The 23,872-nt window shown below is 28.1% G+C and carries 17 protein-coding genes; 14 read left to right on the plus strand and 3 right to left on the minus strand.

Going from position 1 to position 23,872, the window contains the following annotated elements:
* Positions 1-222: 222 nt before the first annotated feature.
* Both greA and NG901_RS13425 read right to left on the minus strand, forming a co-directional pair.
* Positions 223-687 carry a transcription elongation factor GreA gene (gene greA / locus NG901_RS13420; RefSeq protein ID WP_252215540.1) on the minus strand — a complete coding sequence of 155 codons (465 nt, stop codon included), beginning with the start codon at positions 685-687 and terminating at the stop codon, positions 223-225.
* Between the two features lie 165 nt (positions 688-852).
* Positions 853-1,434, minus strand: coding sequence for a TetR/AcrR family transcriptional regulator (locus NG901_RS13425; RefSeq protein WP_252215542.1), 582 nt, complete (start codon positions 1,432-1,434; stop codon positions 853-855).
* Positions 1,435-1,707: 273 nt separating this feature from the next.
* Here NG901_RS13425 and NG901_RS13430 point away from each other — a divergent pair, with 273 nt between their 5' ends.
* The 7 genes from NG901_RS13430 (at position 1,708) to NG901_RS13460 (ending at position 11,505) form a co-directional block, all read left to right on the plus strand.
* Positions 1,708-3,471 (plus strand): ABC transporter ATP-binding protein, encoded by a 1,764-nt coding sequence (locus NG901_RS13430; protein ID WP_252215544.1) that lies wholly within the window; start codon positions 1,708-1,710, stop codon positions 3,469-3,471.
* Positions 3,456-5,207 (plus strand): ABC transporter ATP-binding protein, encoded by a 1,752-nt coding sequence (locus tag NG901_RS13435; protein WP_252215546.1) that lies wholly within the window; start codon positions 3,456-3,458, stop codon positions 5,205-5,207. The genes NG901_RS13430 and NG901_RS13435 overlap by 16 nt, the downstream gene beginning before the upstream one ends.
* A 233-nt stretch (positions 5,208-5,440) precedes the next feature.
* Entirely contained in the window at positions 5,441-6,370 is a 930-nt protein-coding gene (locus NG901_RS13440; protein ID WP_252215549.1) for an NTP transferase domain-containing protein, read from the plus strand.
* A gap of 108 nt (positions 6,371-6,478) precedes the next feature.
* A complete protein-coding gene (gene xdh, locus NG901_RS13445) occupies positions 6,479-9,034 on the plus strand; it encodes a selenium-dependent xanthine dehydrogenase (protein WP_252215557.1) in 2,556 nt (851 codons plus the stop codon).
* Between the two features lie 128 nt (positions 9,035-9,162).
* The gene (locus NG901_RS13450) at positions 9,163-9,771 is read left to right on the plus strand and encodes a nucleotidyltransferase family protein (RefSeq protein WP_252215559.1); all 609 of its coding nucleotides are present in this window, start codon (positions 9,163-9,165) and stop codon (positions 9,769-9,771) included.
* Between the two features lie 269 nt (positions 9,772-10,040).
* A complete protein-coding gene (locus NG901_RS13455; protein ID WP_252215562.1) occupies positions 10,041-10,673 on the plus strand; it encodes an ankyrin repeat domain-containing protein in 633 nt (210 codons plus the stop codon).
* A gap of 106 nt (positions 10,674-10,779) precedes the next feature.
* Positions 10,780-11,505 carry a zinc dependent phospholipase C family protein gene (locus NG901_RS13460; RefSeq protein ID WP_252215563.1) on the plus strand — a complete coding sequence of 242 codons (726 nt, stop codon included), beginning with the start codon at positions 10,780-10,782 and terminating at the stop codon, positions 11,503-11,505.
* A gap of 388 nt (positions 11,506-11,893) precedes the next feature.
* On the opposite strand, the gene NG901_RS13465 is transcribed toward NG901_RS13460, so the two are convergent.
* Positions 11,894-12,745, minus strand: coding sequence for an aldo/keto reductase (locus NG901_RS13465; protein ID WP_252215564.1), 852 nt, complete (start codon positions 12,743-12,745; stop codon positions 11,894-11,896).
* A 486-nt stretch (positions 12,746-13,231) separates the two neighbouring features.
* Here NG901_RS13465 and NG901_RS13470 point away from each other — a divergent pair, with 486 nt between their 5' ends.
* From NG901_RS13470 to NG901_RS13500, 7 genes are all read left to right on the plus strand, one after another.
* Positions 13,232-14,371, plus strand: a complete 1,140-nt coding sequence (locus tag NG901_RS13470) for an AlbA family DNA-binding domain-containing protein (protein WP_252215565.1) — start codon at positions 13,232-13,234, stop codon at positions 14,369-14,371.
* Positions 14,372-14,555: 184 nt separating this feature from the next.
* On the plus strand, positions 14,556-15,617 hold the full coding sequence (locus tag NG901_RS13475; RefSeq protein ID WP_252215567.1) for a hypothetical protein: 1,062 nt from the start codon (positions 14,556-14,558) through the stop codon (positions 15,615-15,617).
* 138 nt (positions 15,618-15,755) lie between these two features.
* A complete protein-coding gene (locus NG901_RS13480) occupies positions 15,756-16,079 on the plus strand; it encodes a nucleoside triphosphate pyrophosphohydrolase (protein ID WP_252215568.1) in 324 nt (107 codons plus the stop codon).
* A 294-nt stretch (positions 16,080-16,373) separates the two neighbouring features.
* Positions 16,374-17,804: an HRDC domain-containing protein gene (locus NG901_RS13485; protein WP_252215577.1), complete on the plus strand. Its 1,431-nt coding sequence runs from the start codon at positions 16,374-16,376 to the stop codon at positions 17,802-17,804.
* 123 nt (positions 17,805-17,927) lie between these two features.
* Entirely contained in the window at positions 17,928-19,094 is a 1,167-nt protein-coding gene (locus NG901_RS13490) for an HNH endonuclease domain-containing protein (protein WP_252215580.1), read from the plus strand.
* 397 nt (positions 19,095-19,491) lie between these two features.
* Complete coding sequence (locus NG901_RS13495) at positions 19,492-20,310, plus strand: Hachiman antiphage defense system protein HamA (RefSeq protein WP_252215581.1); 819 nt, start codon at positions 19,492-19,494, stop codon at positions 20,308-20,310.
* Positions 20,300-23,668 carry a DEAD/DEAH box helicase gene (locus tag NG901_RS13500; RefSeq protein WP_252215582.1) on the plus strand — a complete coding sequence of 1,123 codons (3,369 nt, stop codon included), beginning with the start codon at positions 20,300-20,302 and terminating at the stop codon, positions 23,666-23,668. Before NG901_RS13495 ends, NG901_RS13500 begins: the two co-directional genes overlap by 11 nt.
* Positions 23,669-23,872: the final 204 nt, after the last annotated feature.

The following is a 23,872-nucleotide window of genomic DNA, read 5'->3' on the forward strand; positions in this document are numbered from 1 at the left end:
TTGTTTATAGTTTATAATATGAAAATAGATATAAAAGTTCTACAAAAAATAATTTTAATATAAAATTTCTATTCTTTTGTTGTTATATTACAACTATTTTTAGTTTGTTCACTTATACCTATAAAATATAGAATTAACATTAACTAAGTAAGTGGACTTAGATTTCATTTAAATAAAGATTATAATGTTATTTTATTTACAGTATTCTAAAACAATTAATTATTATAAGATTTCCAAAATTTCTACTCTGTAATTTTCTCCAGGAGCATTTACTTCAACTATATCTCCTTGCTTTTTACCTGTTAATGCTTTTCCTAAATCAGATTCTATGCTTATACGCATAGCTTCAGGGTCTAAATCCATAGTAGTTACTAATGTTACAATAGCGTCATCTTCATCCTCTATAAATTTTATTTTAGCTTTACTATTAATTCCAAGTACTGATTTATCTACAGTTTCACTATCTATTATAGTTGCAGTTGAAATCATAGTCATTAAATACTGTATTCTATTATCATTTTCTCTATAATTAGCACAAGCTTCTTTATATTCCGCATTTTCTGATCTATCTCCATGTGCAGCAGCTACTAATTTTTCCTTCGCTATTTCAGCTCTTTTTACTGTTAGCCTATAGTCTAATTCTTCCCTTAATTTTTTCATATTTTCTTCTGTTAATTGATTATTCATAAAAATAAACCTCCCAAGAAATATATTATGTATATTATTATATAATATATATATAAAAATAAAAGGTAATTTATTTAGTATACATTAGTTTCATGGTATTTTAGGATGGTTGTTAAAAGAAACTCTTATGAAATTATGTGAAGTTTATGTGATTTAAGGTTTAATTTATATAAAAACATAATCTAAAATATTATTAATAAAATGTTCTAAGGTTTCTTTATATGCATCTTTATGTAATTGCTCTTTATTAACTTGGATTATGGCAATAGATTTAATATAATTTGAAAAAACTTTCCAATTACAATTTTCTGAAATATTATTAATGTGTTTTAAAATCCATAATGAAGTATTCTCATCATTTTTTTCATTTATAAGGTATTCTTGTGGCCAGCGAGCTTTTAACATAGCAATTTCAGCATCATTAAGATATACAAAAAGGTTATAATCACCGAATACTAATATTTCTAAATATTTTTTTAATTGTGCTCTGTTTAATTGTTTAGATTCATCTAATAAATTTTGAAATTCCTCTTTTGCTTTATCTCTCTTAAAAATTATTATTTCATATACAAAATCTTCTTTATTTTTAAAAAAATTATAAAAAGTTCCTTTTGCGACTCCTGATTTCTTTGTTATATCTTCAACAGTTGTTCTTTTTAAACCATAAAGTTTAATTAATTGAAAGCCATTCTCTAACATTTGCTTCCTTAAATGTTTTTTTGTTTCTTCATCAAAAATTAATGGCATAACTTTTTCACTCCTTAGAATATATGAATATATAATTAAAATTAGTCATTTAATACGTTATCATAGTATGTTTTACATGTCAATTAAGGCACATGAAATAAAATAATAGATCAAAGAGACGAGCATACTGGTTTATTATTTTTTTGAATGTGTCTAAATATAAAATTAAGAATTATTCTCAATATTTTTATTGATAAAAATATTATTTAGAGGTATAGTTAAATTGTTAAATGACCAAAAATATAAATATAGTCATTAAAAAGGAGGACAAACATGGAAGAAACAAAATATTCTGGGATTCTTTCATTTGTACAAAAGTATAATGGAAAAATGGCACTTTCAATTGTATTATCTATTTTTAGTGTAATATTTGGAATAATCCCATATTTTATTGTGACAAAAATACTTACAGTAATAATATTAAAAACTGGTACGGTTTCTAATATCATTTATTTATCAATAATAGGGGGAGTTGGATTTTGTTTAAAAATTATATTATTTAACTTATCAACTGCTATATCACATAAATTAGCATACAACACAATCAATGCTGTTAGATATGAGATTGTTGATAAATTAGCTTTTATGTCTATGGGAGAATTAAAAAAGAAAAAAGTTGGTGAGTACAAGCAACTTATTATTGATGATATGGAGCAACTTGAATATCCATTAGCCCATGCAATTCCAGAAATAAGCTCAAATTTATTAGGGTTTATTGCTATAATCACTTATCTATTTATTGTAGATTGGCGTTTAGCTTTAGCAAGTTTAGTACCAATAATTATTAGTTTTATAATCTATGCTATTATGATGAAAGGTGGTGCCATGGAAATATTTAAGGAATTTAATCAGGGAAAAGCTCTTTTAAATTCAAGTACAGTTGAATACATTAATGGTATGGAAGTTATAAAAGCATTTAATCAAACTTTATCTTCTATAGAAAAATTCAGCAATTCTGTAATACATTTTAGAGATGTAATGACAAAATGGTTTTCTCATTGTTGGCCTTATTTAAGTGCATATAATATAATAATGCCAGCTAGTATTGCTTTTGTCTTACCTATAGGAGCTACTCTTCTAAGATATAATAAGATTGAACTTTCAACTTTTATAATAGGTATGATTTTATCATTAGGAATTGCTCCGCCAATCATGAAATTAATTGAGTTTACAGATAATATTCCAACAATTATTTTTACTGACAGTAAATTAAAAGAAATACTTTCTACAAAAGAGTTACAACAAAATTTAGAAAATATAGACTTTAAAGATGAGAGTATTGAATTTAATCATGTGAATTTTGGATATGAAGAAGAAGTAGTATTACATGATATTTCTTTTAAAATAAAACCAAAGACAATGACAGCTTTTGTTGGTCCATCTGGAGCTGGAAAATCAACTATTGCAAAATTGATTGCAAGATTTTGGGATGTGAATGAAGGCAACATTATGGTTGGGGGAGAGAATATAAAAAATATTCCACTTAAACAATTAATGGATAAAATAAGCTTTGTTTCTCAAGAAAATTTCTTATTTGATATGACCATAAGAGAAAATATAAGAATTGGTAATAAAATTGCAACAGATGATGAAATAGAATCTGCTGCTAAAAATGCTGGATGCTTAGATTTTATATCAAAATTACTTAAAGGATTTGAAACTAAAGTTGGTGATGCTGGTGAATTACTTTCAGGTGGAGAACGTCAAAGAATTGCAATTGCAAGAGCGATGATAAAAGATGCTCCAATTGTAATTTTAGATGAAGCAACAGCATTTACAGATCCAGAGAATGAAGAAATAATCCAAAAATCTATAAATAATTTAACAAAAAACAAAACCCTTATTGTAATCGCTCATAGATTATCAACAATAGTAAATGCAAATAAAATTATTTTATTTGATAAAGGAAGAATTGTAAGTGAAGGCAATCATAATGAATTGTTAAAAACTTCTGTTCTTTATAGGGATATGTGGGAAGCTCATATAGGTTCAAAATCTTGGAGTGTAAAGGAGGGCAAACAATGTTTACAACATTAAAACAAATTATAAAGTTATCTGGGAATATGTCTTCAAATATTAAGAAAAGTTTTATCTATAGCTTTATTGATGGGATATTTGAATCATTTCCATTGATTGCAATATTCTACTTTTTTAAAGGAATTAATTTGGATAATTCTATAGAACCAATGGTTGAAATAAATGTGATAATAAAATGTACTGTTATTTTATTAGTTGGAATTATTGGTAGAATAATTTGCAAATTTACAACTTATAGATTACAAGGACATACAGGATATCAAATGATTGCAAAAGAACGTCTAGATATGGGAGAAAAATTAAAAAGAGTTCCTATGGGATTCTTTAATCAAAACAATCTAGGAGAATTAACTAATACTGTCACATCAGATATGCAATTTGTTGAAAAGCAGGCTCCATTTATCTTAGATAAAATGGTTAATTCAATAATTAATGTATTTGTTACATGTATAGCCATGATAATATTTGATTGGAAAATAGGATTTGTATTTTTAACAGGATTATTTTTAGCAATCTTGATCTTAAACCTAATGCAAAAGAAGGCTCTAGAGCTTACAAAAACTCAAAAAGAAGCACAAGTAAAAGTCGTATCTTCTGTTCTTGAATATATACAAGGCATTTCAATATTTAAATTATTTAACCTTTCCAATAATAGTAATAGCAGAATAAAATCATCTTTTGATGAATATAGCAGGGCTAATTGCAATCTAGAATTAAAATTTATTCCATTAAATACTTTATTTTCTTTATCACTAAAAATAGCCTGTGGAATAATTCTATTTTTATCACCTTATTTAGTTTTAAATGGAAAATTATCTATTATTAAAATGATTGTTATTTTAGTGGCTATTTTTAGTATTTATACACCAGTTGAAGCATTAGGTAGTATTACAGGATTAACTAGAATGTTAGAGATTTCTTTAAATAAAATAGAAAATATAAAAAAATTTCCTCTTATTGATGAAAATACAAAAGACATAAATTTAAGTTCTTTTAACATAGATTTCAAAAATGTAAGCTTTGGGTACAACGATAATGAAACAGTAATAAATAATGTATCTTTTCATATTCCAGAAAAAAGCATGACAGCTATTGTTGGACATTCAGGTTGCGGAAAAACTACTATAACAAGACTAATTGCAAGATTTTGGGATGTAGAAAAAGGTAGTATTAAAATTGGTAGAGTTAATATAAAGAATATGACTTGTGATTCTATATTAAAACATATCACTATAGTTTTTCAAAACGTATATTTATTTAATGATACTATTGCTAATAATATAAGGCTTGGAAAATATAATGCCTCAATGCAAGAAATAGAAGAAGCTGCTAAAAAGGCAAGGTGCTATGAATTTATAAAAAATTTGCCTGATGGATTTGATACTATTATTGGAGAAGGTGGTTCATCTCTTTCTGGTGGAGAAAAACAAAGAATATCAATTGCGCGTGCTATATTAAAGGATGCGTCTATTGTTTTATTAGATGAAGCAACATCTAGCATTGATCCTGAAAATGAATTTTATATACAACAAGCTATTAGTGAATTAGTCAGAAACAAAACTCTTATTGTTATAGCTCATAGATTATCTACAATTAAAGAAGCAAATCAAATTTTAGTCATGGAAAATGGACAGATTGTGCAAAAAGGAATACATGATGAGTTAATTAAAGAAAAAGGGGTATATAAAAAGTTTTGGGAAGTAAGAGAGAAAGCAGGTAATTGGAAGTTAAATTAAAATTCATTAAATTCATATTTCTAATAGATAGTAAAATAAATAACTAGATTGAAGAGTATATAGAACTATTAAAGATGGAAGTTGGTTGAAAACTAAGGAAATAATGTATAAAATTAATATGGAATCTAAAGTGCTAATATTAAGCATTATAAGTCAGATTTTTAATGAAGTAAGTAAAGAGTAGTTTACAAATAAGATAATATTACTTAAGTAGAGTAAGAGGTATAGTAGATATGAGAAAAAATGAGAAGAAAACAACAGGTGGAATAATTGTTGCTGCTGGAAAATCATCAAAAAGAATTAGTTCTGATCCACTATTAAAAATTGGTTCTATTACTATAATAAAAAGGATTGTTTTAACTCTTCAGGGGGCTTCTATTTCACCAATTGTGATAATCACCGGATATAAAGCTGAGGAAATTGAACGTGATTTAGCTAATTATGGTGTTATATTTTTGAAAAACAATCAGTATGAAAATTCAAGGAAATTTGATTCTGCAAAGATAGGATTAGATTTTTTACAGAATAAATGTGATCAGGTAATATTTACTCCAGTAAGTATTCCAATGTTTACAACAGAGACCCTTCAAACTATGATAGAATGTGGTAAAGGATTGGTTTCACCATCGTATCATGGGAAATCTGGACATCCACTTTTGATATCTTCTGAATTGATTCCTAGAATTCTAAAATATGATGGAAATATAGGAATGCGAGGAGCTATTAAAAATATTGGGGTTACAAGAGAATGGATAGATGTAGAAGATGAAGGTATTATCTATGATACAGATTATATTGATCAATTAGACCAACTTTTAATAAAACATAATCAACGTATACTACATCCTTTTGTTAAAATTAGTATAGAAAAAGAATCCTCATTCTTTGATTCAAGAGCAAAATTACTCTTAATCTTGATTAATGATAAGAATTCTGTACGAGGTGCATGTAGGCACATGGCATTGTCTTATAGTAAAGCATGGAATATGCTAAACCAGTTGGAAGAAGAACTAGGTTATGCAGTGGTTGAAAGAAAACATGGTGGCAGTAAAGGTGGAAAAACTTGTTTAACAAAAGAAGGTTTAGAATTTTTAAAAAAATATCAGCAGTTTGAAGAGAATGTTCGCCAGTATGCAAAGGACGAATTTGAACGACTATTTTAAAATCTTATATAAACGAGTTCTTTTCACAAAGAATTTGAAGGAAAATATCCTCCGTTTTATAATAATTGTAAGATAATTTGCTAAATTATTCTAAATAGGAGGGTATTTATGTTTAAATTAAATATTAATGGTAAAGATGTGTTTTCTCAAATAGACAAGCCATTACTATCTTTTTTAAGAGATGATTTGAGAATCACTTCTGCAAAAGATGGTTGTAGTGAAGGTGCATGTGGGACATGTACTGTATTAGTTGATGGAAAAGCAGTAAAAGCTTGTATACAAAAAGTATCAAAATTTGAAGGAAAAAAGATCTTAACTGTAGAAGGATTAAGTCCTAGAGAAAAAGAAGTTTATGAGCATTGTTTTGCAGAAGCAGGCGCAGTTCAATGTGGTTTCTGTATTCCAGGAATGGTGATTTGTGCAAAAGCTCTATTAGATGTTAATCTTAATCCAACAAGATTAGATGTGAAGAAAGCAATTAATGGTAATATTTGTCGTTGTACAGGCTATAAGAAAATTGAAGAAGCGATTTTAATGGCAGCAGAATATTTTAGAAATAATATTCAAATTGCACCTAACCCAACTGAATTAAAGATGGCACAAAGATTTAAACGTGTTGATGCAACTGAAAAAGTAAATGGAACAGGAATTTTTGTAGATGATATTGAATTGCCTGGAATGATTTATGCAAAAGCAGTTCATTCTAAATATCCAAGGGCTATTATAAATAAAATTGATATAAGTAAAGCAGAAGCTCATCCAGATTGTGTGAAAATTTTATTAGCAAAGGATGTTCCAAACAAACGTATTGGACATATAAAGCAAGATTGGGATGTACTGATTGCTGAAGGTGAAACAACTAGATATATAGGAGATGCACTAGCATTAGTAGCAACTTATCACAAAGACAAACTTGAAGAAGTTTGCGCACTTATTGAAGTCGATTACACAGAACTGGAACCTGTTACTTCTCCAACAGATGCTTTAAGGTCAGATGCACCTTTAATTCATTCTGATGGAAATATTATGAGTCGAGCTATGCTTCAACGTGGTAATGCGGCTGAGGCAATTAAAAATTCTAAATATGTTGTAACAAGAAAGTATCAGACACCATGTCAGGAGCATGGGTTTATGGAGCCAGAATGTGCAATTGCTATGCCTGAAGGAGAAGATGGTCTTTTGTTATATACTAGTTCACAATCTGTTTATGATGAACAACGTGAAATTTCAACTATGCTTCAAATTCCAATGGAAAAAGTACATTCTCATGCTCAACTTGTTGGAGGAGGCTTTGGTGGTAAAGAAGATATGAGTGTTCAACACCACGCAGCATTAATGGCATGGTATACTAAAAAACCAGTAAAAGTAAAATTCTCAAGACAAGAAAGCTTAAATTATCATACTAAACGTCATCCAATGGGAATAGAAATGACAACTGCTTGTGATGAAAATGGTTATTTAACTGCCATGAAAGCTGTTATTATTGCTGATACAGGTGCATATGCATCTCTTGGTGGACCAGTATTAGAAAGAGCATGTACTCATGCAGGCGGACCATACAATTATCAAAATATGGATATACTTGGAATGTCAGTTTATACTAACAATGTTGTTAGTGGAGCATTCAGAGGTTTTGGAGCAGCACAAAGTTGTTTTGCTACTGAAAGTAATATTAACCTTTTAGCAGAAATGGTAGGTATTTCACCATGGGAAATCCGTTATCGTAATGCAATTCGTCCAGGTCAAGTATTACCAAATGGTCAGATAGCTGATGAAAGCGTTGCTATTGTAGAATGCTTGGAAGCTGTTAAGGATGTATATGAATCAAATCCATATGCAGGTATTGCTATAGGATGGAAAAACAGTGGAACTGGTGTAGGACATAAGGATATTGGTCGTTGTATTTTATCTATAGAAAATGGTAAAGTTCATATTAGAACTTCTGCAGCTTGTATGGGACAAGGAATTGCACAAATGTGTACTACTGTGTTGTGTGAAACAACTGGCTTAGATCCTGCTCTTACTATACATGAAAGACCAGATACTGTTCGTACACCTAATTCAGGAACTAGTACTGCTTCAAGACAAACTGTAGTAACAGGTGAAGCTGTAAGAAGAGTATCTGAAAAATTAAAAGCAGAACTAGATAAGGGATTAACATTAGAAGATTTAGAAGGTAGAGAATTTTTTGGAGAGTATTCTGCAAAGACAGACCCAATGGGAGCTATAAAAGATAATCCCATTAGTCATGTAAGTTATAGTTATGGAGCTCAGGTTGTGGTTCTTAATGAAGAAGGAAAAGTTGTAAAAGCAGTTGCAGGATTTGATGTTGGAACAGCAGTTAATATTCAGTCTGTTGAAGGACAAATTGAAGGTGGTATGGTTATGGGATTAGGCTATGCTTTGACAGAAGAATTTAAAGTTGAAGGAGGATATCCTAAGACAAAACTAGGTACATTAGGACTTATAAGAGCAAAGGATGCTCCTGAACTTGAAGTTATTCTGGTACAAGCTAAAGGGAAAATTCCTGAAACTTATGGGGCAAAAGGTTGTGGAGAATTATGTTTAATTCCAACAGCGCCTGCTTGTGCACATGCTTATTATAGATTAGATGGTAAATTCCGTACTCATTTCCCATTAAGAGATACATTTTATAAAAAGTAAAAAATATATATGTTGCAATAACAATTATTCAATAAATCCAAGAACTGTGTATCCTTTTTTTGCACATTTAAATTTGCAATATATAATCATTGTAATACTATATTTATTAATGAAAGTGAGATAGTTGAATGAATATAAATGGAGTAATACTAGCTGCGGGTTTATCTAGTCGAATGAAAGCGTTTAAACCACTCTTGAAATTGAAAGGAAAAACTATTATTGAAAATAGTATTGATAGTATGTTTAATGCTGGTGTAAATAAAGTGGTTGTGGTATTAGGACATAGAGCTAAAGAGATTGAATCTTTACTTCATAATAAATATGATTCTTCACGATTACTATTTATACACAATGAAAAATATGCAGAAACTGACATGCTAACATCTGTTAAAATTGGAATATCAGCATTAGATAATTGTGATGCATTTTATCTTCTTCCAGGGGATATGCCAGCCATTAATATCAAAACTTTTCTTGCAGTAAAAGAAACCATGTGCAGAACACATGCCATGGTTTCCTTTCCAACTATTGATGGATATAAAAAACATCCTCCTTTGATTTCATCAAAATGCATAGATTATATACTTAAGTTTAATGCACAAGGTGGTCTTAGAGAAATATGGGAAAAATTTAAAAATCAGATGGCAACAGTTCCTGTTAAAGACATTGGATGCACATTAGATGCAGATACAGCTGAAGACTATAATAGATTGGTAAACTATATGGAGGGTTGTTAATCTTTCATCATTAAAATTCTCAACAATACTTTTAATGTAAGTATTGTTGGGAATTTTTAATTTATGAGATAAGTAGATTCCTCTGTCCATGAGCTTTATACTACAATATCAACATTCAGTTAAAATATAGTGTTGTTTTAATAAGAATAATAATGGTAAATCATATTAATATAAAAATTTGTATATAATAAATGAAGAAAAATATAAAAAGACCGATAAAAACATATTATAATTAATTTATAATATTAAATATTAGGAGGAAATTTTCAATGAAAATTTATGATATTTTATTTGGTTCAAGGCCAAAACCTATTTCAACAATAATAGAAGAGGGAAATTTGGATGAACTTAAAGCTTTTATAAAGAATGTAGGTAATGTTAATGCAAAATGTGATGATAAGAGCCTACTTAATTTTGCCATAGATAATTGTGAAAATAATTATTTCGAAGTAATAGAATTTTTAATTAATAATGGTGCAGATATCAACAGTCATCAAAGTTACTTTAAAGAAACACCTTTGCATAGAATATGTGCAAGAACAACACCTAAAATTGAAATTGTTAAATTATTATTAGATAGAGGAGCTGAAGTTAATTCTGAAAATATAGCAGGTAAAACTCCAATTTTTTGCTGTAGCTTTAGTTATTCTATAGAACTTTTGAACCTTCTTGTTAAATATGGAGCAGACATCAAACATACTGATAAATATAAAAATACTCTTTTACATAATGATTATTTAAATTGTAATACTGAAACTTTCGAAGATTTTCTAAAAATTCTTATCTCCCTTGGCTTGAATATAAATTCAAAAAATAATGCAGGACATACTCCATTATATCTGTGCCAAAATGATTCTATTAAAGATATATTAATAAAATATGGAGGAAAGATAAGACTTTAATTTATAAAATATAAAAAAATATTTAATCACATGCCACATGAATAATAGTTAAATATATGTTTATAATAATTAAGATTATAAATATATATTTATAGGGATGATGATTATGAAAATTTTAGAAAAATTATATTCATACATATTTAAAAAAATACTGAAAACTGTAAATCCTGTAAAGAAGAGAATAATGAAAGCTGAGTGTATAGTTCATAAATTTATAAATACTCAGTCTTTAATAGTATTAAAAAATGATGGACATATGAAAGCTTATAAACTTATGAAATCATATATAAGTGATATTAATGCTGGAGTAGTTTGGGCTGATCAGGATTTAAAAAGCAGTAATCATTTTTATAATCCACATAGGAACAAGGGATTATACGGTAGTAGTGATGCAAAAAGAGAATGTATATCTTACTATACTAGATCATTAAATGAATATTCTCATGGCAACATTAAAGATTCAATGTTCTATTTAGGTGCTGCTTGTCATTTGATTCAAGACTTGACAGTCCCTCAGCATGCTAATGTTCACTTATTAAATAATCATAAAAGTTATGAGAATTGGGTAATTAGAACCCATACACATCATGATGAGTTTAAAATAGAAGAAGGGGGAATATATTTTAATTCCTTAAAACAGTATATTGATTTTAATAGCAAAGAAGCCATAAATATATACAGAAAGAATATCCATGTGCAAAATAGGCAAGTTAGGTTTCATATAATTACTTCAAAGGTTTTAACAATGGCTCAAGCTACTACTGCTGGTTTGATGTTTAAGTTCCATAAAGATATACAAGAAATCAAACAATGTAATAGAAAATTATTATAACTCTTACGTTTAATAAGAATGGTAATTTTGCACAATATCAATAATGGAGTAATATCAGAAATGGGCTGTATCAAATTTATTTTGATACAGCCCATTTCATTTGAAAAATAGATTTGTTGTCACTTTTATTACTGTTATAAGTAGATTTTTTCTACTTACAAAGTATATATGCAATATTTTATTTTACTTTATTGTTGCCTTTATCTTTGTTATTGTTATTTTTATTTTTGTCAGTATTACTCTTATCGTTCTTGTTCTTGTTGTATTGAGAATTACCCATTAACATCACCACCTTACTTTATTTTTTATTATTCACGGAAGAAGTTTACGTTATTCATCTTTATAAATAAATTTTAAAAAGTAGATACACTCTTTTTAGATAAGCAAGTTAGACGTCATATTTAACTTCACTAAACAATTTCACCATTTTCGGATCACTATGAGAGAAAAAACAACTTTCTTTTGTATCCAGCATTGCAATTTTCTCCATATCATTGCTGCTTAATTCAAAATCGAAGATATTGAAATTCTCAATAATTCGTTCTTTATGAACAGATTTAGGAATAGCAACTACACCACGTTGTATTAGCCAACGAAGAACAATTTGCGCTACTGATTTGTTGTATTTTTCAGCAAGTGTTACTAGAACATCATTCTTAAATATATTGTTGTGTCCTTCTGCAAATGGAGCCCAAGATTCGATTTGCACTCCGTTTTCTTTCATTAGCATGGCACTTTCAACCTGCTGACAGAAAGGGTTTGTTTCCACTTGATTAACAGCTGGAATAATCCTATTATGAATAATTAAATCGACCAAACGATCTGGCTGAAAGTTACTTACACCGATGGCACGAATCTTACCTTCTTGATATAGTTCTTCCATAGCACGCCATGAACCATATATATCTCCAAATGGCTGATGTATAAGATATAAATCAATATAGTCTAGCTGCAGGCGTTTTAGGGATTGTGAAAATGCTTTTTTTGTATTATTATAACCGGCATCTTGAATCCAGAGTTTCGTAGTGATAAAAAGTTCTTTACGAGGGATGTGACTACGCTTGATGGCGCGACCTACAGCTTTCTCATTCATATAAACTGATGCAGTATCAATGGAACGATAGCCAGTCATAAGTGCATCATAGACAGCTTGCTCACATTGAGCAGTATCTTCAATTTGATAAACACCAAATCCCAGGATAGGCATTTCAACGCCGTTATTCAAAGTTACGTTTTGCATGGTAAAGCCTCCTTATTTAATCTATCACTATATATGTATATTAGAATAAGTTTAAGTCATTCAGCTAATTTTTTGTATACTGTGGTGTGTAAATATTGAATTAACATTAAATAATATGTACAATTAAATATAAGATAACCTATCATGTAAGGAGATATGCAATGAGTGGAATACTAAATAAGTATGGAGAATCAATTAACTTAACATATAATTATGTTTATGCTATAGAAAAGTTACTGTTAAATATATCTAGTGAAGAATATAGATGATATTATTGGAATTTATTCTTCAGACATTTTGTTTAGTGATTCTTTGAATTTAGAAGTAAAAGAACAAATTCATAAGTATGGTATAGAAATATATAGTAGATAAAAATATAATTATAATGTAGTTGGAATTTTATGGACCCCAGGGGTGTAAAATATTAAAGACCTTAAAAAAATATATTTTATTAATGGGGATTTTAATATTTAGGTGGAGGGGTTTATGGATAAAAGAAAATTCATGTCATTGTTAAAGAGAGAAGAAGGAATAAAATTAGATTATAAATTGAAACTTGATCTTGTGAGCGATAGTGGAAAGAAGGAAATGTCAAAAGATATATGTGCAATTGCCAATACTGGATATGGACGTGGATATATCATAGTTGGAATACAGGATAAAACAAAGAAGATAATGGGCGTTGGAAAAGAAGATTTGTTCACAGAAGAACAGATTCAGCAGATTATAACTTCAAGGTGTGAGCCTCCTATACCTTTGAAAGTTGATTTCATTTATATAGACAATAAAAAAATTGGAATAATAACAATTTATGATGGTGGACAAAAGCCTTATCAGATTAGAGAAAATGGAGCTTTTTATATAAGAAGAGGTTCAACAACTGATGTTATGAGGAAACAAGAAATTATAACGCTTTTAGAGCAAAACTTGAGTTTGACAATTGAAACGTGCCCTCTTATTAATAGCAAAATAGATATGCTTAATATGGAGCTTGTAAAAAAATATTTTAATCATAAAGGAATTGAAATGAATGATGAAAATAAAGAGTTTTTGCTTCTTTCATCTGGGATAGCGGCACAAGAAAGGGATGGAAGTGAGCTTATATGCACATATGGAGGACTTCTTGTTTTTTCAGATGATAATTATCTTTGTATTCCTAATAATATGATAAAAATTATGGACAACTTAAACAATGATTATGGTGATGTTTATATTATTCAAGGGAATCTTTTGACTATGATAGATAAGGCAGAAAAGAAACTATCAGAAATAATTAAATGTGATTATCCATGTTCAGCTATAACAGAAGCAATAAAAAATGCTGTTCTTTACAGAGAATATTTTGATTTAAATAGAATCATTGAAGTTACCATAGAAAAAAATAATGTTATTGTTTCAAGCCCTGGAGAACTTATAGATGAAAATAGTAAAAGTGAAAGAATACATTATAATAAAAGAAATATATGGCTTTATGAAAAACTCACAACTTTAGATGACGAAAAGAGATTTTTAAATAATGGGCAAGGGTTTAAACGAATAACAAATGCCTTTAAAAATAGAGGGAAAGTTAAGTTTATAAATTCAAGAATTGAGCATAGTTTTAAAGTAATCCTTCCTGGATGTTAACATTATCTAAAATTGGATATAATTACAGGATTATAATGAGTAAATATGAAAGAGTCTATGTAATATGGGCTCTTATTTTTTTGAAGTTAAGCATAATCTATATTTTCAAGTCTTAAATAATAAGTATTTACATAGAATATGGTAAAATAGATATGTTAATTATAAAGATGGGTGGGGAATAGGAATGTATGAATGTCCTATATGTGGAAGAGAAAAATATGTTCAAGGTGTATGTCTAAATTGTCAGTCAAAATTGGAAAGAGAAGCTTATGAATCATTATCAGATGAAGAAATTAATATTCAAATTAAAGAAATAATTAATAATATTAAAGATGATGAGTATATTGATAAAGCTAAAAATATAATTAGCTATACAAATGCAGATACCTCTGAAATTGCAGAGGCTGCTTGTAATAATGAAGTATATTATCCAAAGGAACTGTATAAGGATGCATCAGAAAAAGTTAGAGGCAAGCTTATTGAAAGATTAAAGAATACGGAACAGTCATTAACTGCTAATAAATTATTAGAATGCCTTGCGATAATATGTGATGATGTTGTTTTAAATGCTTTCTATGAATTTGAAAATAATCCTCCAAAGTGGAGAGAAAAATTATATGTTAATCCATCTGTATATGCAGAATGTGGAGGATGGACATTTGATGAAAACAAGAAAAAAATAAACTTAGCTTATGATGATTGTTATGTTATGTTTGAAGATGAAGAAATTAGTGATGAAGCTGTTATTGTAGGAGCAATAAGTGATGAAAGATGTTCTGAATGCAATTCAAGGCTTGTAGATATTTTCTCTATTGATGGAAATGATGAAAGGTTAAAATTTATTAATTTAAAAGGAAAGATAAATATAAAGGTATGTTTAAACTGTCTTCCATATGAAGATGAATTCTGTAAATTTGATTTGGATGGTGGAAGTGAACTTATGCCATTTGAAGGCTATGAATATGATGACGATGATGAAATAGAAGAAGTGAGTTCAAAGCATTTTACTTTATCAAAAGAGAAAGTAAGTAAATATTATGGTTCTTTTAGTGAAGATTTAATTACAATAGGTGGAAGAGGAAATTTTGTTAATGACTGTATTCATTTAGAATGCCCATGCTGCAAGAAGAAAATGAAATATTTAGCTCAGATTCAGAGCGATTCAATTAATTTTTATGATGGAACAATGTATTTCTACATATGTGAAGATTGTAAGATGGTTGGAATTAATTATCAACAAACATAATTAATTATAAAATTATACATAACTTTTATTATTTATGAAAAGGAGTCTATGTAATGTAGGCTCTTATTTTTTGTAATTAAATGTGATATTTATGGTAAAATATTCATAAAAGCACATTTGGAGAGGAAAGTTTTATATATGGGGAAAAATTATAAAGAATATAATAAACTTGTAAGAGATAGAATACCTGAAATTATAGAAAGAGATGATAAAAAATGCAAAATAGAAATTGCATCTAAAGAAGAAAAATATAAATTTTTAGAAATGAAGCTTCAAGAAGAAGTTAATGAATTTATTGAAGATAAAAATTTAGAGGAATTAGCAGATGTAATGGAAGTAATATTCGGACTTGCTAATTCTTTAGGATATAGTGAAGAAGATCTTTTAAAGGCTAGACATAAAAAGAAAGTTAAACGTGGAGGATTTGAAAAAGGAATTTTACTAAAAGGTGTTAGTAAATAAAAAGGTATGTAATTAAAGTTTGAATTGGAATATTGAATAGCGTTTTTAGTGTGATTAAGAGAAAAATATGACAATGGTGAAATTAACAGTGAAGAAGATTTTAAGGAGGTATTAAAATATGTGAATTAGGAACAAACTGTTAGCTTATTAAGAATATGAAAGAGCTTGATTAATTTCAGGCTCTTATTTTTTTGAAGTTAAGAATAATCTATATTTTCAAGTCTTAAATAATAAGTATTTACATAGAATATGGTAAAATATATGTGTTAATTATAAAGATGGGTGGGGAATAAGGTGTCATTATTAGAAAAAGGGTTATATAGAATGTTTAATGGTAAAAGAACCATTAATAGTACTATATTTTTAAAGGAATTTGAAGAGGAAAATATACAGTTAAAAGAACTTATAGAACTTTCTAAAAAAGTTTCAGGAGAATGCAAAGAGAAAATTGATAAAGATATACTTTTATTAAAAGAAGGATTAAAAGGAGAACAAAATGTTTACTTTCAAATAAAGAATTCATTTATTCCAATGCTTGTTTTGTATGATATTAGACTAGAATATGAGGAATTTACAGCTCAATTTGATTTTATACTTATAACTAAGAAATGTATTTATGTATTAGAAACTAAAAAATTAAGTGGAAATATTGAAATAAATGAAGATGGGGATTTTATAAGAACTATAAGAACTAAGCAAGGTAAATTTTATAAAGAAGGTATGGAAAGTCCAATTACTCAAAATGAAAGACATATTAATATACTTAAAGAAATTTTAAGAAAAGATAATTTAGTAAATAACTTTCCAATTAAATCACTTGTTGTTATAGCAAATCCAAAAACTATAATAAAAAAAGCAGAGTGTCCAAAACATATAAAAGATATTGTTGTAAAGTACGATCAATTAAATAGTATATTAAAGAAAGATTTTGAAGATGTAAGTATTGAAAGAGATCTTTTAGAAAAGTATTTATATAATATAGCTAATTTTTTAATAGCAAATAATAAGGCTATTACATATGACTATAAAGCTAAATACTTAATTGATGAAGATTGTATAAGTAACAATGAAATAGAAAATAAGGATATTGAATACAATGATAATAATGAATTTAAAATTCAAGATTGTGAGAAAAATATAGATATAAAACAAAGCAATAATGAATCTAAGAGTGTTAATGCTCCTATAATAGAAAATGTAAAAGAAGTTATAGAAGAAGAAAAGTTATCTAAAAAGGCTGATAAGAAGGAAAAAATTGAGACTGATGGACAAGGTAATAATTATAATTTAGTATATTCAAATTTAAAACAATATAGATATAATAAAGCAAAAGAAGAGAAAATACAGCCATATATGATATTTAGTAATGAAGTTCTTGAGCAAATTATAAAGAATAATCCAAAAAGCAAAGAAGAATTATTAAATATAAAGGGTATTGGAAAAGTAAAAGTGGACAAATATGGTGATGAAATATTAGAAGTTATTTCAAGGAATGATCCTAAAGAAAAACTTCATTTAGCTTTAAAAGAATATAGATACAACAAGTCAAAGGAAGAAAAAATACAAGCATACATGGTATTTACTAATGATGTGTTAAATCAAATGGTTGAAAAGTATCCTAAAAATCAAGATGAACTAATAATTATAAAGGGATTAGGAAAAGTTAAAATTGATAAGTATGGAAATGACATTTTAGAAATAGTTAAGAGATATAATAAGATTTAGTGATTATCATGAGTGAGATATGAATTAGAGTCTATGTAATGTAGGCTCTTATTTTTTTATAATTAAATTTGATATTTATGGTAAAATATTCATGGAAGTAAAATGCACATAGGGAGAATTTTAATGAATAAGATTTACATAGAAAAAGAAGGCATAATATTACCTAAAGAAATAAGCTTTGTACCTTATAGCAATGAAGTAGATTATAGAAGGTTTTCAGCAGTGTTAGATGATAATAAAATGTCTGCTACATATAAAATGTATTGGCTTTTAGCTTTATTAGAAGAAATACAACTTGATAATTTTGATATAGATTTTAAAAAACTTATAAGTAGAATGGTAACTTTGGCTTGGTATCCAATACTTAAGTACAAGCTTAGTTTTGGTTTGTGTGACAATTTAGTTAAAGTTGTTAATTATATTGAGGATACATATAATTTAGGAAGTAATTATGATGAAAAGAAATTATTAGATTTTATATATAATTGTGAAGATAAGATATTAAATAAGATGCTTAAGGATTTAACTTATAATGTGCCATATAGATTTTTATCACCATTTTTTAGAGAACATACCCGTGGAGAAAGATCAAAGGTTGAAAAAATAATTGAAGAACTTTCAAGAACTGATGAAGAATGTGTTTATGAAATTTATATAGATGTAAATAAGAAAAAACGAATCAAAATCAGAGAAAATTGGTGCAATTATTTAAAGAATAACTATAGAATCCTTCAAGGATGGGCATATTATAAGCTTGTGATTTTCCTTCAAAAAAGAAATCTTAATGTACCAGGAATAGCAATGAAATTAGAAGCTCCAAAGAAAAGAAATCTTACAGCTCAAACAAAGATTTGGAAAGAGATAATAGAAACTAATCATATTAATGATATTTATACAGGACTAGAATTCACAAAGGAAAATTATAATGAGTATGGAGTTCTAAGCATGGATCATTTTATACCTTGGAGCTTTGTACTTCATGATCAAATATGGAACTTAGTACCTACATTTAAGAATATAAATAGCAAGAAAAGTGATAACTTATTAAATTATGATAAATATATAGACAAGTTCTGTGATTTACAATATAAAGCCTTTTCTTTTGTAGTAGATAAAAAAAGAAATAACCAAATTGAAGAGTATAGAGAACTATTAAGAATAGAAGATGCTAAGAAATTTAAAGAAGAAAAAACTATTGAAGAATTTTATAAGATGATAAAGAAAGAAGTCATGCCAGTTTATAATATTGCTGTGAATCAGGGGTTTGGGATTGTGGAGGAATTGATTTAGTATTAACATAAATAAAATTTGTTGCTTAAAATTAGAAATATAGAATTACATGTTGTATAAAGAGAAAAAATAGGAAATAAAATAATTATATAGATAAATAAGTAAAATAAGTATGAATATTGTAGTATAATAAGCATAGATAAATTTAGCTAATTGGAATAATTGTTTTTGTTTTAGTATGTTGATAATGTCTATAATGGGAAGTTGATATATTAATAGAATAAAAAATATAGAATGGTGTTTAGATTATTTACAGAGTATATATAAACAATTAACAGCTGTATGAAAAGATACAGTGATGAATAAACAATAAAGATAATAGTAAGAGAATTTAGTTGGAAAATAGTTTATTAATAGTGAAACCAATATAAGATGAGTGAAGGGAGAAATATATATAATGACTGTACAAGATACAATGATAGGAAAACATCCTAATGATGATTTGTTTCATTTGTGGACAGATTGTGTTGATTATGAATGTGATGATAAGAAACGGTACCGTCATTTAGATGGAAAAGATAAATATCGCGATAAAGCAATTGAAACAATTGCAGCGTGGTTGATTAAGTATCACCTTTCAGATTCAAAACGAGTAATGATTGAGAGAAAACAGAATATATTGAGAAAATATGAATTTCAGAAATATGCTGAATCATTACATATATTGCCTAGAACAGATAAGACCAAGAAAGGTAACTTTGGAGAAGTTGTGTTGTCAGAATATTTAAGTAAAACAACTGGTATAAAAGTTCTTGTATACAAATTACATTATAATCCTAATGTAGATCAATCAATGAAGGGCGACGATGTTTTGCTGGTGGATAAACAGAAAATTATATTAGGTGAAAGTAAATTTCGTGCAACACCAAATAAAAAAGCTGTAGAAGATGCATCAGAACTTATGGGTGATTCTATGGTGCTGCCACTTTCACTTGGTTTTATTGCTGATAGGTTATTAGAACAAGGGGATAGTAAATTAGCAGAGGAAATATTTGATATACAATACAAAATAGGAAAAACAGATATAGACATTAAAAATGTTGGTTTTTTGATTTCAACAAAATCAGTCTGCAGATATGTTGAAAATAACATAAATTCATGCAATAATGAATTTATTTTTTTATCATTGGGAATTGAAAATCCAGTTGATTTTATGAATGAAGCCTTTAAAAAAGCTGAAGAACTTTTAGTGGATGTGAATAAACATGAAAATTGAAACTGCAAACAAATATTTTGAAAAGTATGAAAAGGATTCTGTAATACAGAATTATATTGCACAAGCGAAATCAAGATATATTTTATACAATGCAAATGAACCTGAAGAAAATTTTCCTAGATATACAGAAGGATTGGATAAGAAATGTACCCATTTAGCGTTTGGTTATATTGAGTTCGGGTTGACATTTTTATTAAATGATGAAAAGGAAAAATCTGATTTGTGTATGGAAAGAGCTGGAGGTGTATTGGAGCATCTTTTTGCATATAAAAAATGTAATAAAAAGTATAAAGAATATTTTTGTTTGGTTTGTGCACTTACGTATTATAGTGCGTCACAATATTCAAAGTCTTTTATTGTAATGCAAGAGTATACCTGTAAGACTCCAGTTGCAAGAATGGTTAAAGCATTTTTAACACGTAATTTTGGGAAACTAGAAGAGACGATAAGGAATGTACAGTTTGATATTAGAACAAATGATGATTGGAATGATATAAAACATGACAAGATTTATTCAAAAATACTCTCAGATGCATTAATACAAATGCTTCAATATATATATAATGGAAGAAATGAATCATTAGAGAATGCTAAAAACATTTTGATTGATTTAATTGATTTAACAGATATTAATGAGGAACCGCATTTGTGGTGGATATTTCGATTATTGAAGCTGGTATTTGGAGAATATAAAGAAGCATCTCTTTGGAATATACTACCGCCGATTATACCAGAAGATAATAAATGTAAGGATTACATTTATGCAAATATTTTTAAGGAACCACCGATTGTAGAATTGTTTAAATCTCAGAAGGAATGTATTGGTAAAATTGCAGACAATGATGTCGGATTTATTATTGGTATACCAACTAGTTCAGGAAAAACCAAAATCGCAGAAATCACAATTGTTAAAACTTTATTTGAAAATCCAGATTCACTATGTGTTTATATAGCACCCTTCCGTTCGCTGGCAACAGAGGTTGAGAATGGATTATCAGGTATATTAAGTGTAATTGGATTTGGGGTATCCCATTTATATGGTAATTCCCAAGCTACACAATTAGACAGGGAATCTATTAAAAAAGCTAATGTTATAATTGCCACACCAGAAAAAATTAAGTCTATTTTACGTTCAAACGATGAAATGATAGAACGGATAAAACTTGTAATAGTTGACGAAGGTCATTTAGTTGGTGGGGAACCAAGATATATTACCAGTGAGTTGTTAGTCGAAGAATTGAAAATTTGTCTGAAAAAGAATGGCGGCAAATTAGTAATGCTTTCGGCCGTTTTACCTAATTTATCAGAATTTGCAAAATGGATAAGTGGAAATACTAGTGATGCTGTAAAATCCTCTTGGAGACCATCCGAACAAAGATTTGGAGTATTAGATTTTAATAATAATTCAGTAGATTTAAAATGGCCTGGAGAGCCAGTATCATTTAATAACAATTTTATAGAAGCTGAAATAATAAAACCTTCAAGAAAAACTAAAACAGGTAGGATATATAAAGCCAAATATTTTCCAGAGGACAAAAAGGAGGCTGTTGGTGCTACTGCAGTAAAGATGTTGCTAATGGGTTCAGTTCTAATTTATGTTGGACGTTCAACTATGGTATTTTCACAGGCAAGAATAGTTTCAAAGTTATTTAAAGAACAGAAAATAGAGCATAGTTGGGATAACTCAAATGATTTAAAATATGTAGAATTGGCATGTGAAGAGGCTTATGGTGAAAATTCAGAAATATTAAGCTTTATTAAGCAAGGCATCATATGCCATAGTTCTAAGCTTCCAACGGATGTAAGGCAAAGCATAGAACGCTTAATGATTAATGGCACACCAAAGGTAATAATTGCAACATCTACATTAGGACAAGGCGTCAATATTGGTGTTTCAACTGTGATTATATCAAATGTGTATCTTGATCAGGATAACGTGGTAAAGGTGAAAGACTTTTGGAATATAGCCGGACGTGCTGGACGAGCCTTTACTGATACGGAGGGAAAAATATTATATGCTATTGATAGAACAAAAAATAATTATTCAGTACAAAATCAATTTAAGTATATGAATACATATTTTAAGAAGGAAAATGTTGAACAGGCTCGGAGTGGAATATTTTTATTGCTAAGGGCTCTATACAAAATATCACAAATGTGTAATATAAAGTATGAAATATTTTTAGAATTATTAGCTGAAAACAGTGATTTGAAAGAAACAGAAGAGGGTAAAAATTTCTTTGAGAGTTCAAATAGATTATTGGATTTATTGGACGATACATTAATTTCAATGGACATTAAGCAAGGAATAAATTCCTTGGAGGAGTGTACAACATGGATAGATGATGTATTTCGGGGCTCACTTGCGTATATTCAAGCTGAGAGTTCATTAGATTTCACGCAGAAGCAAATTATTGATGTTCTAAAAGCAAGGAATAAAGGGGTTGTTAAATTAGCTGGGGATTATAGTAAATGGAAAGCAATAGCATGTTCTAGTATTCCGCTTAATGCAAGTATATACATAGATTCTCACATTGGAGAATTAAATGATAGCATGAATAAATACTTAACATCGCAGCAATTATTTAGTGATATGATGGAGTTGATTAAACAACTAGATATGTTTGTAGCAGGGATTAATATGTCAAAAGATGATGAATTAATTGAAATAGCAATGAAATATCCGATTCGTAGTCAATGGTATGGTGGAATATCGATTGAAGATATCAGTAAGATTAATGATAAAGCAGTAGACGTATGTAATAAATACTATGGTTTTAATTTTCCATGGATTATAAATGCAGTAGCTAAAAAGATGAAAATTATGGGAAAGAAAGAGGAATCAAAGATTTTAGAAGATATTTCTTTGTTTTCCGAAATTGGAGTAGCAGATATTGAGAGCACAATGACATACCTATCTGGAATTCGGTCAAGAGAAAGCGCACAAGAGCTATCTAAATTAATTGATATTGATGATATGTCGATAATGTCTGTTAAGGGGAAGCTATTGGATTTTAAGCATATGTTCGATGATGGACAGGAACAATGCTCTCAACAAGCATATAAATGGTTACAATTACTGGTTGAAGATAATAAACAAAGAACACACATTTCATTAACTAAAATGACACTTAAAATTTCATATGAGCATTGTGGCAAATATGATGTTTTATATGCAAAAGACTTTGAAGAAAGAATATATTTATGCTCATATGATTATAAAATAAGAATTAAAATAAAGGAAAAATTGAATCATAAGTTATCAATACTTTCGAAAATTCAAGGTCTCTATTTTGTAAAGACAGATAATGACTCGTGGGATTTGAAAACTATTAATCCTTATATAACTATAGTGTGAGTTAAACTCTCGTGACTCGCTTTAGCATTAAAAAATATTGTAGTAAAAATGAAATAGTGATTAATATGATGTAGTTTGCACTCAAAATTAATACAGTGAAATATATCATAAATAATTCAAAGGTGTAATAAAAAATCTTATTCCATCTATCCATTATGAATATAAGCTTTGAAATAAAATGTAAGCAATTACAAATTGAGTTTT

Source organism: Clostridium sp. CMCC3677 (assembly GCF_023845585.1).
GTDB classification, from domain to species: domain Bacteria; phylum Bacillota; class Clostridia; order Clostridiales; family Clostridiaceae; genus Clostridium; species Clostridium aquiflavi.

Bases quoted from the DNA above. Each gene is read 5' to 3' on its own strand.
- NG901_RS13455 (WP_252215562.1), top strand. From the start codon at position 10,041: ATGAAAATTTATGATATTTTATTTGGTTCAAGGCCAAAACCTATTTCA.
- NG901_RS13430 (WP_252215544.1), top strand. From the start codon at position 1,708: ATGGAAGAAACAAAATATTCTGGGATTCTTTCATTTGTACAAAAGTAT.
- NG901_RS13475 (WP_252215567.1), top strand. From the start codon at position 14,556: ATGTATGAATGTCCTATATGTGGAAGAGAAAAATATGTTCAAGGTGTA.
- NG901_RS13435 (WP_252215546.1), top strand. From the start codon at position 3,456: ATGTTTACAACATTAAAACAAATTATAAAGTTATCTGGGAATATGTCT.
- NG901_RS13490 (WP_252215580.1), top strand. From the start codon at position 17,928: ATGAATAAGATTTACATAGAAAAAGAAGGCATAATATTACCTAAAGAA.
- NG901_RS13425 (WP_252215542.1), bottom strand. From the start codon at position 1,434: ATGCCATTAATTTTTGATGAAGAAACAAAAAAACATTTAAGGAAGCAA.
- NG901_RS13440 (WP_252215549.1), top strand. From the start codon at position 5,441: ATGAGAAAAAATGAGAAGAAAACAACAGGTGGAATAATTGTTGCTGCT.
- NG901_RS13495 (WP_252215581.1), top strand. From the start codon at position 19,492: ATGACTGTACAAGATACAATGATAGGAAAACATCCTAATGATGATTTG.
- xdh (WP_252215557.1), top strand. From the start codon at position 6,479: ATGTTTAAATTAAATATTAATGGTAAAGATGTGTTTTCTCAAATAGAC.
- NG901_RS13470 (WP_252215565.1), top strand. From the start codon at position 13,232: ATGGATAAAAGAAAATTCATGTCATTGTTAAAGAGAGAAGAAGGAATA.
- greA (WP_252215540.1), bottom strand. From the start codon at position 687: ATGAATAATCAATTAACAGAAGAAAATATGAAAAAATTAAGGGAAGAA.
- NG901_RS13450 (WP_252215559.1), top strand. From the start codon at position 9,163: ATGAATATAAATGGAGTAATACTAGCTGCGGGTTTATCTAGTCGAATG.
- NG901_RS13465 (WP_252215564.1), bottom strand. From the start codon at position 12,745: ATGCAAAACGTAACTTTGAATAACGGCGTTGAAATGCCTATCCTGGGA.
- NG901_RS13500 (WP_252215582.1), top strand. From the start codon at position 20,300: ATGAAAATTGAAACTGCAAACAAATATTTTGAAAAGTATGAAAAGGAT.
- NG901_RS13480 (WP_252215568.1), top strand. From the start codon at position 15,756: ATGGGGAAAAATTATAAAGAATATAATAAACTTGTAAGAGATAGAATA.
- NG901_RS13460 (WP_252215563.1), top strand. From the start codon at position 10,780: ATGAAAATTTTAGAAAAATTATATTCATACATATTTAAAAAAATACTG.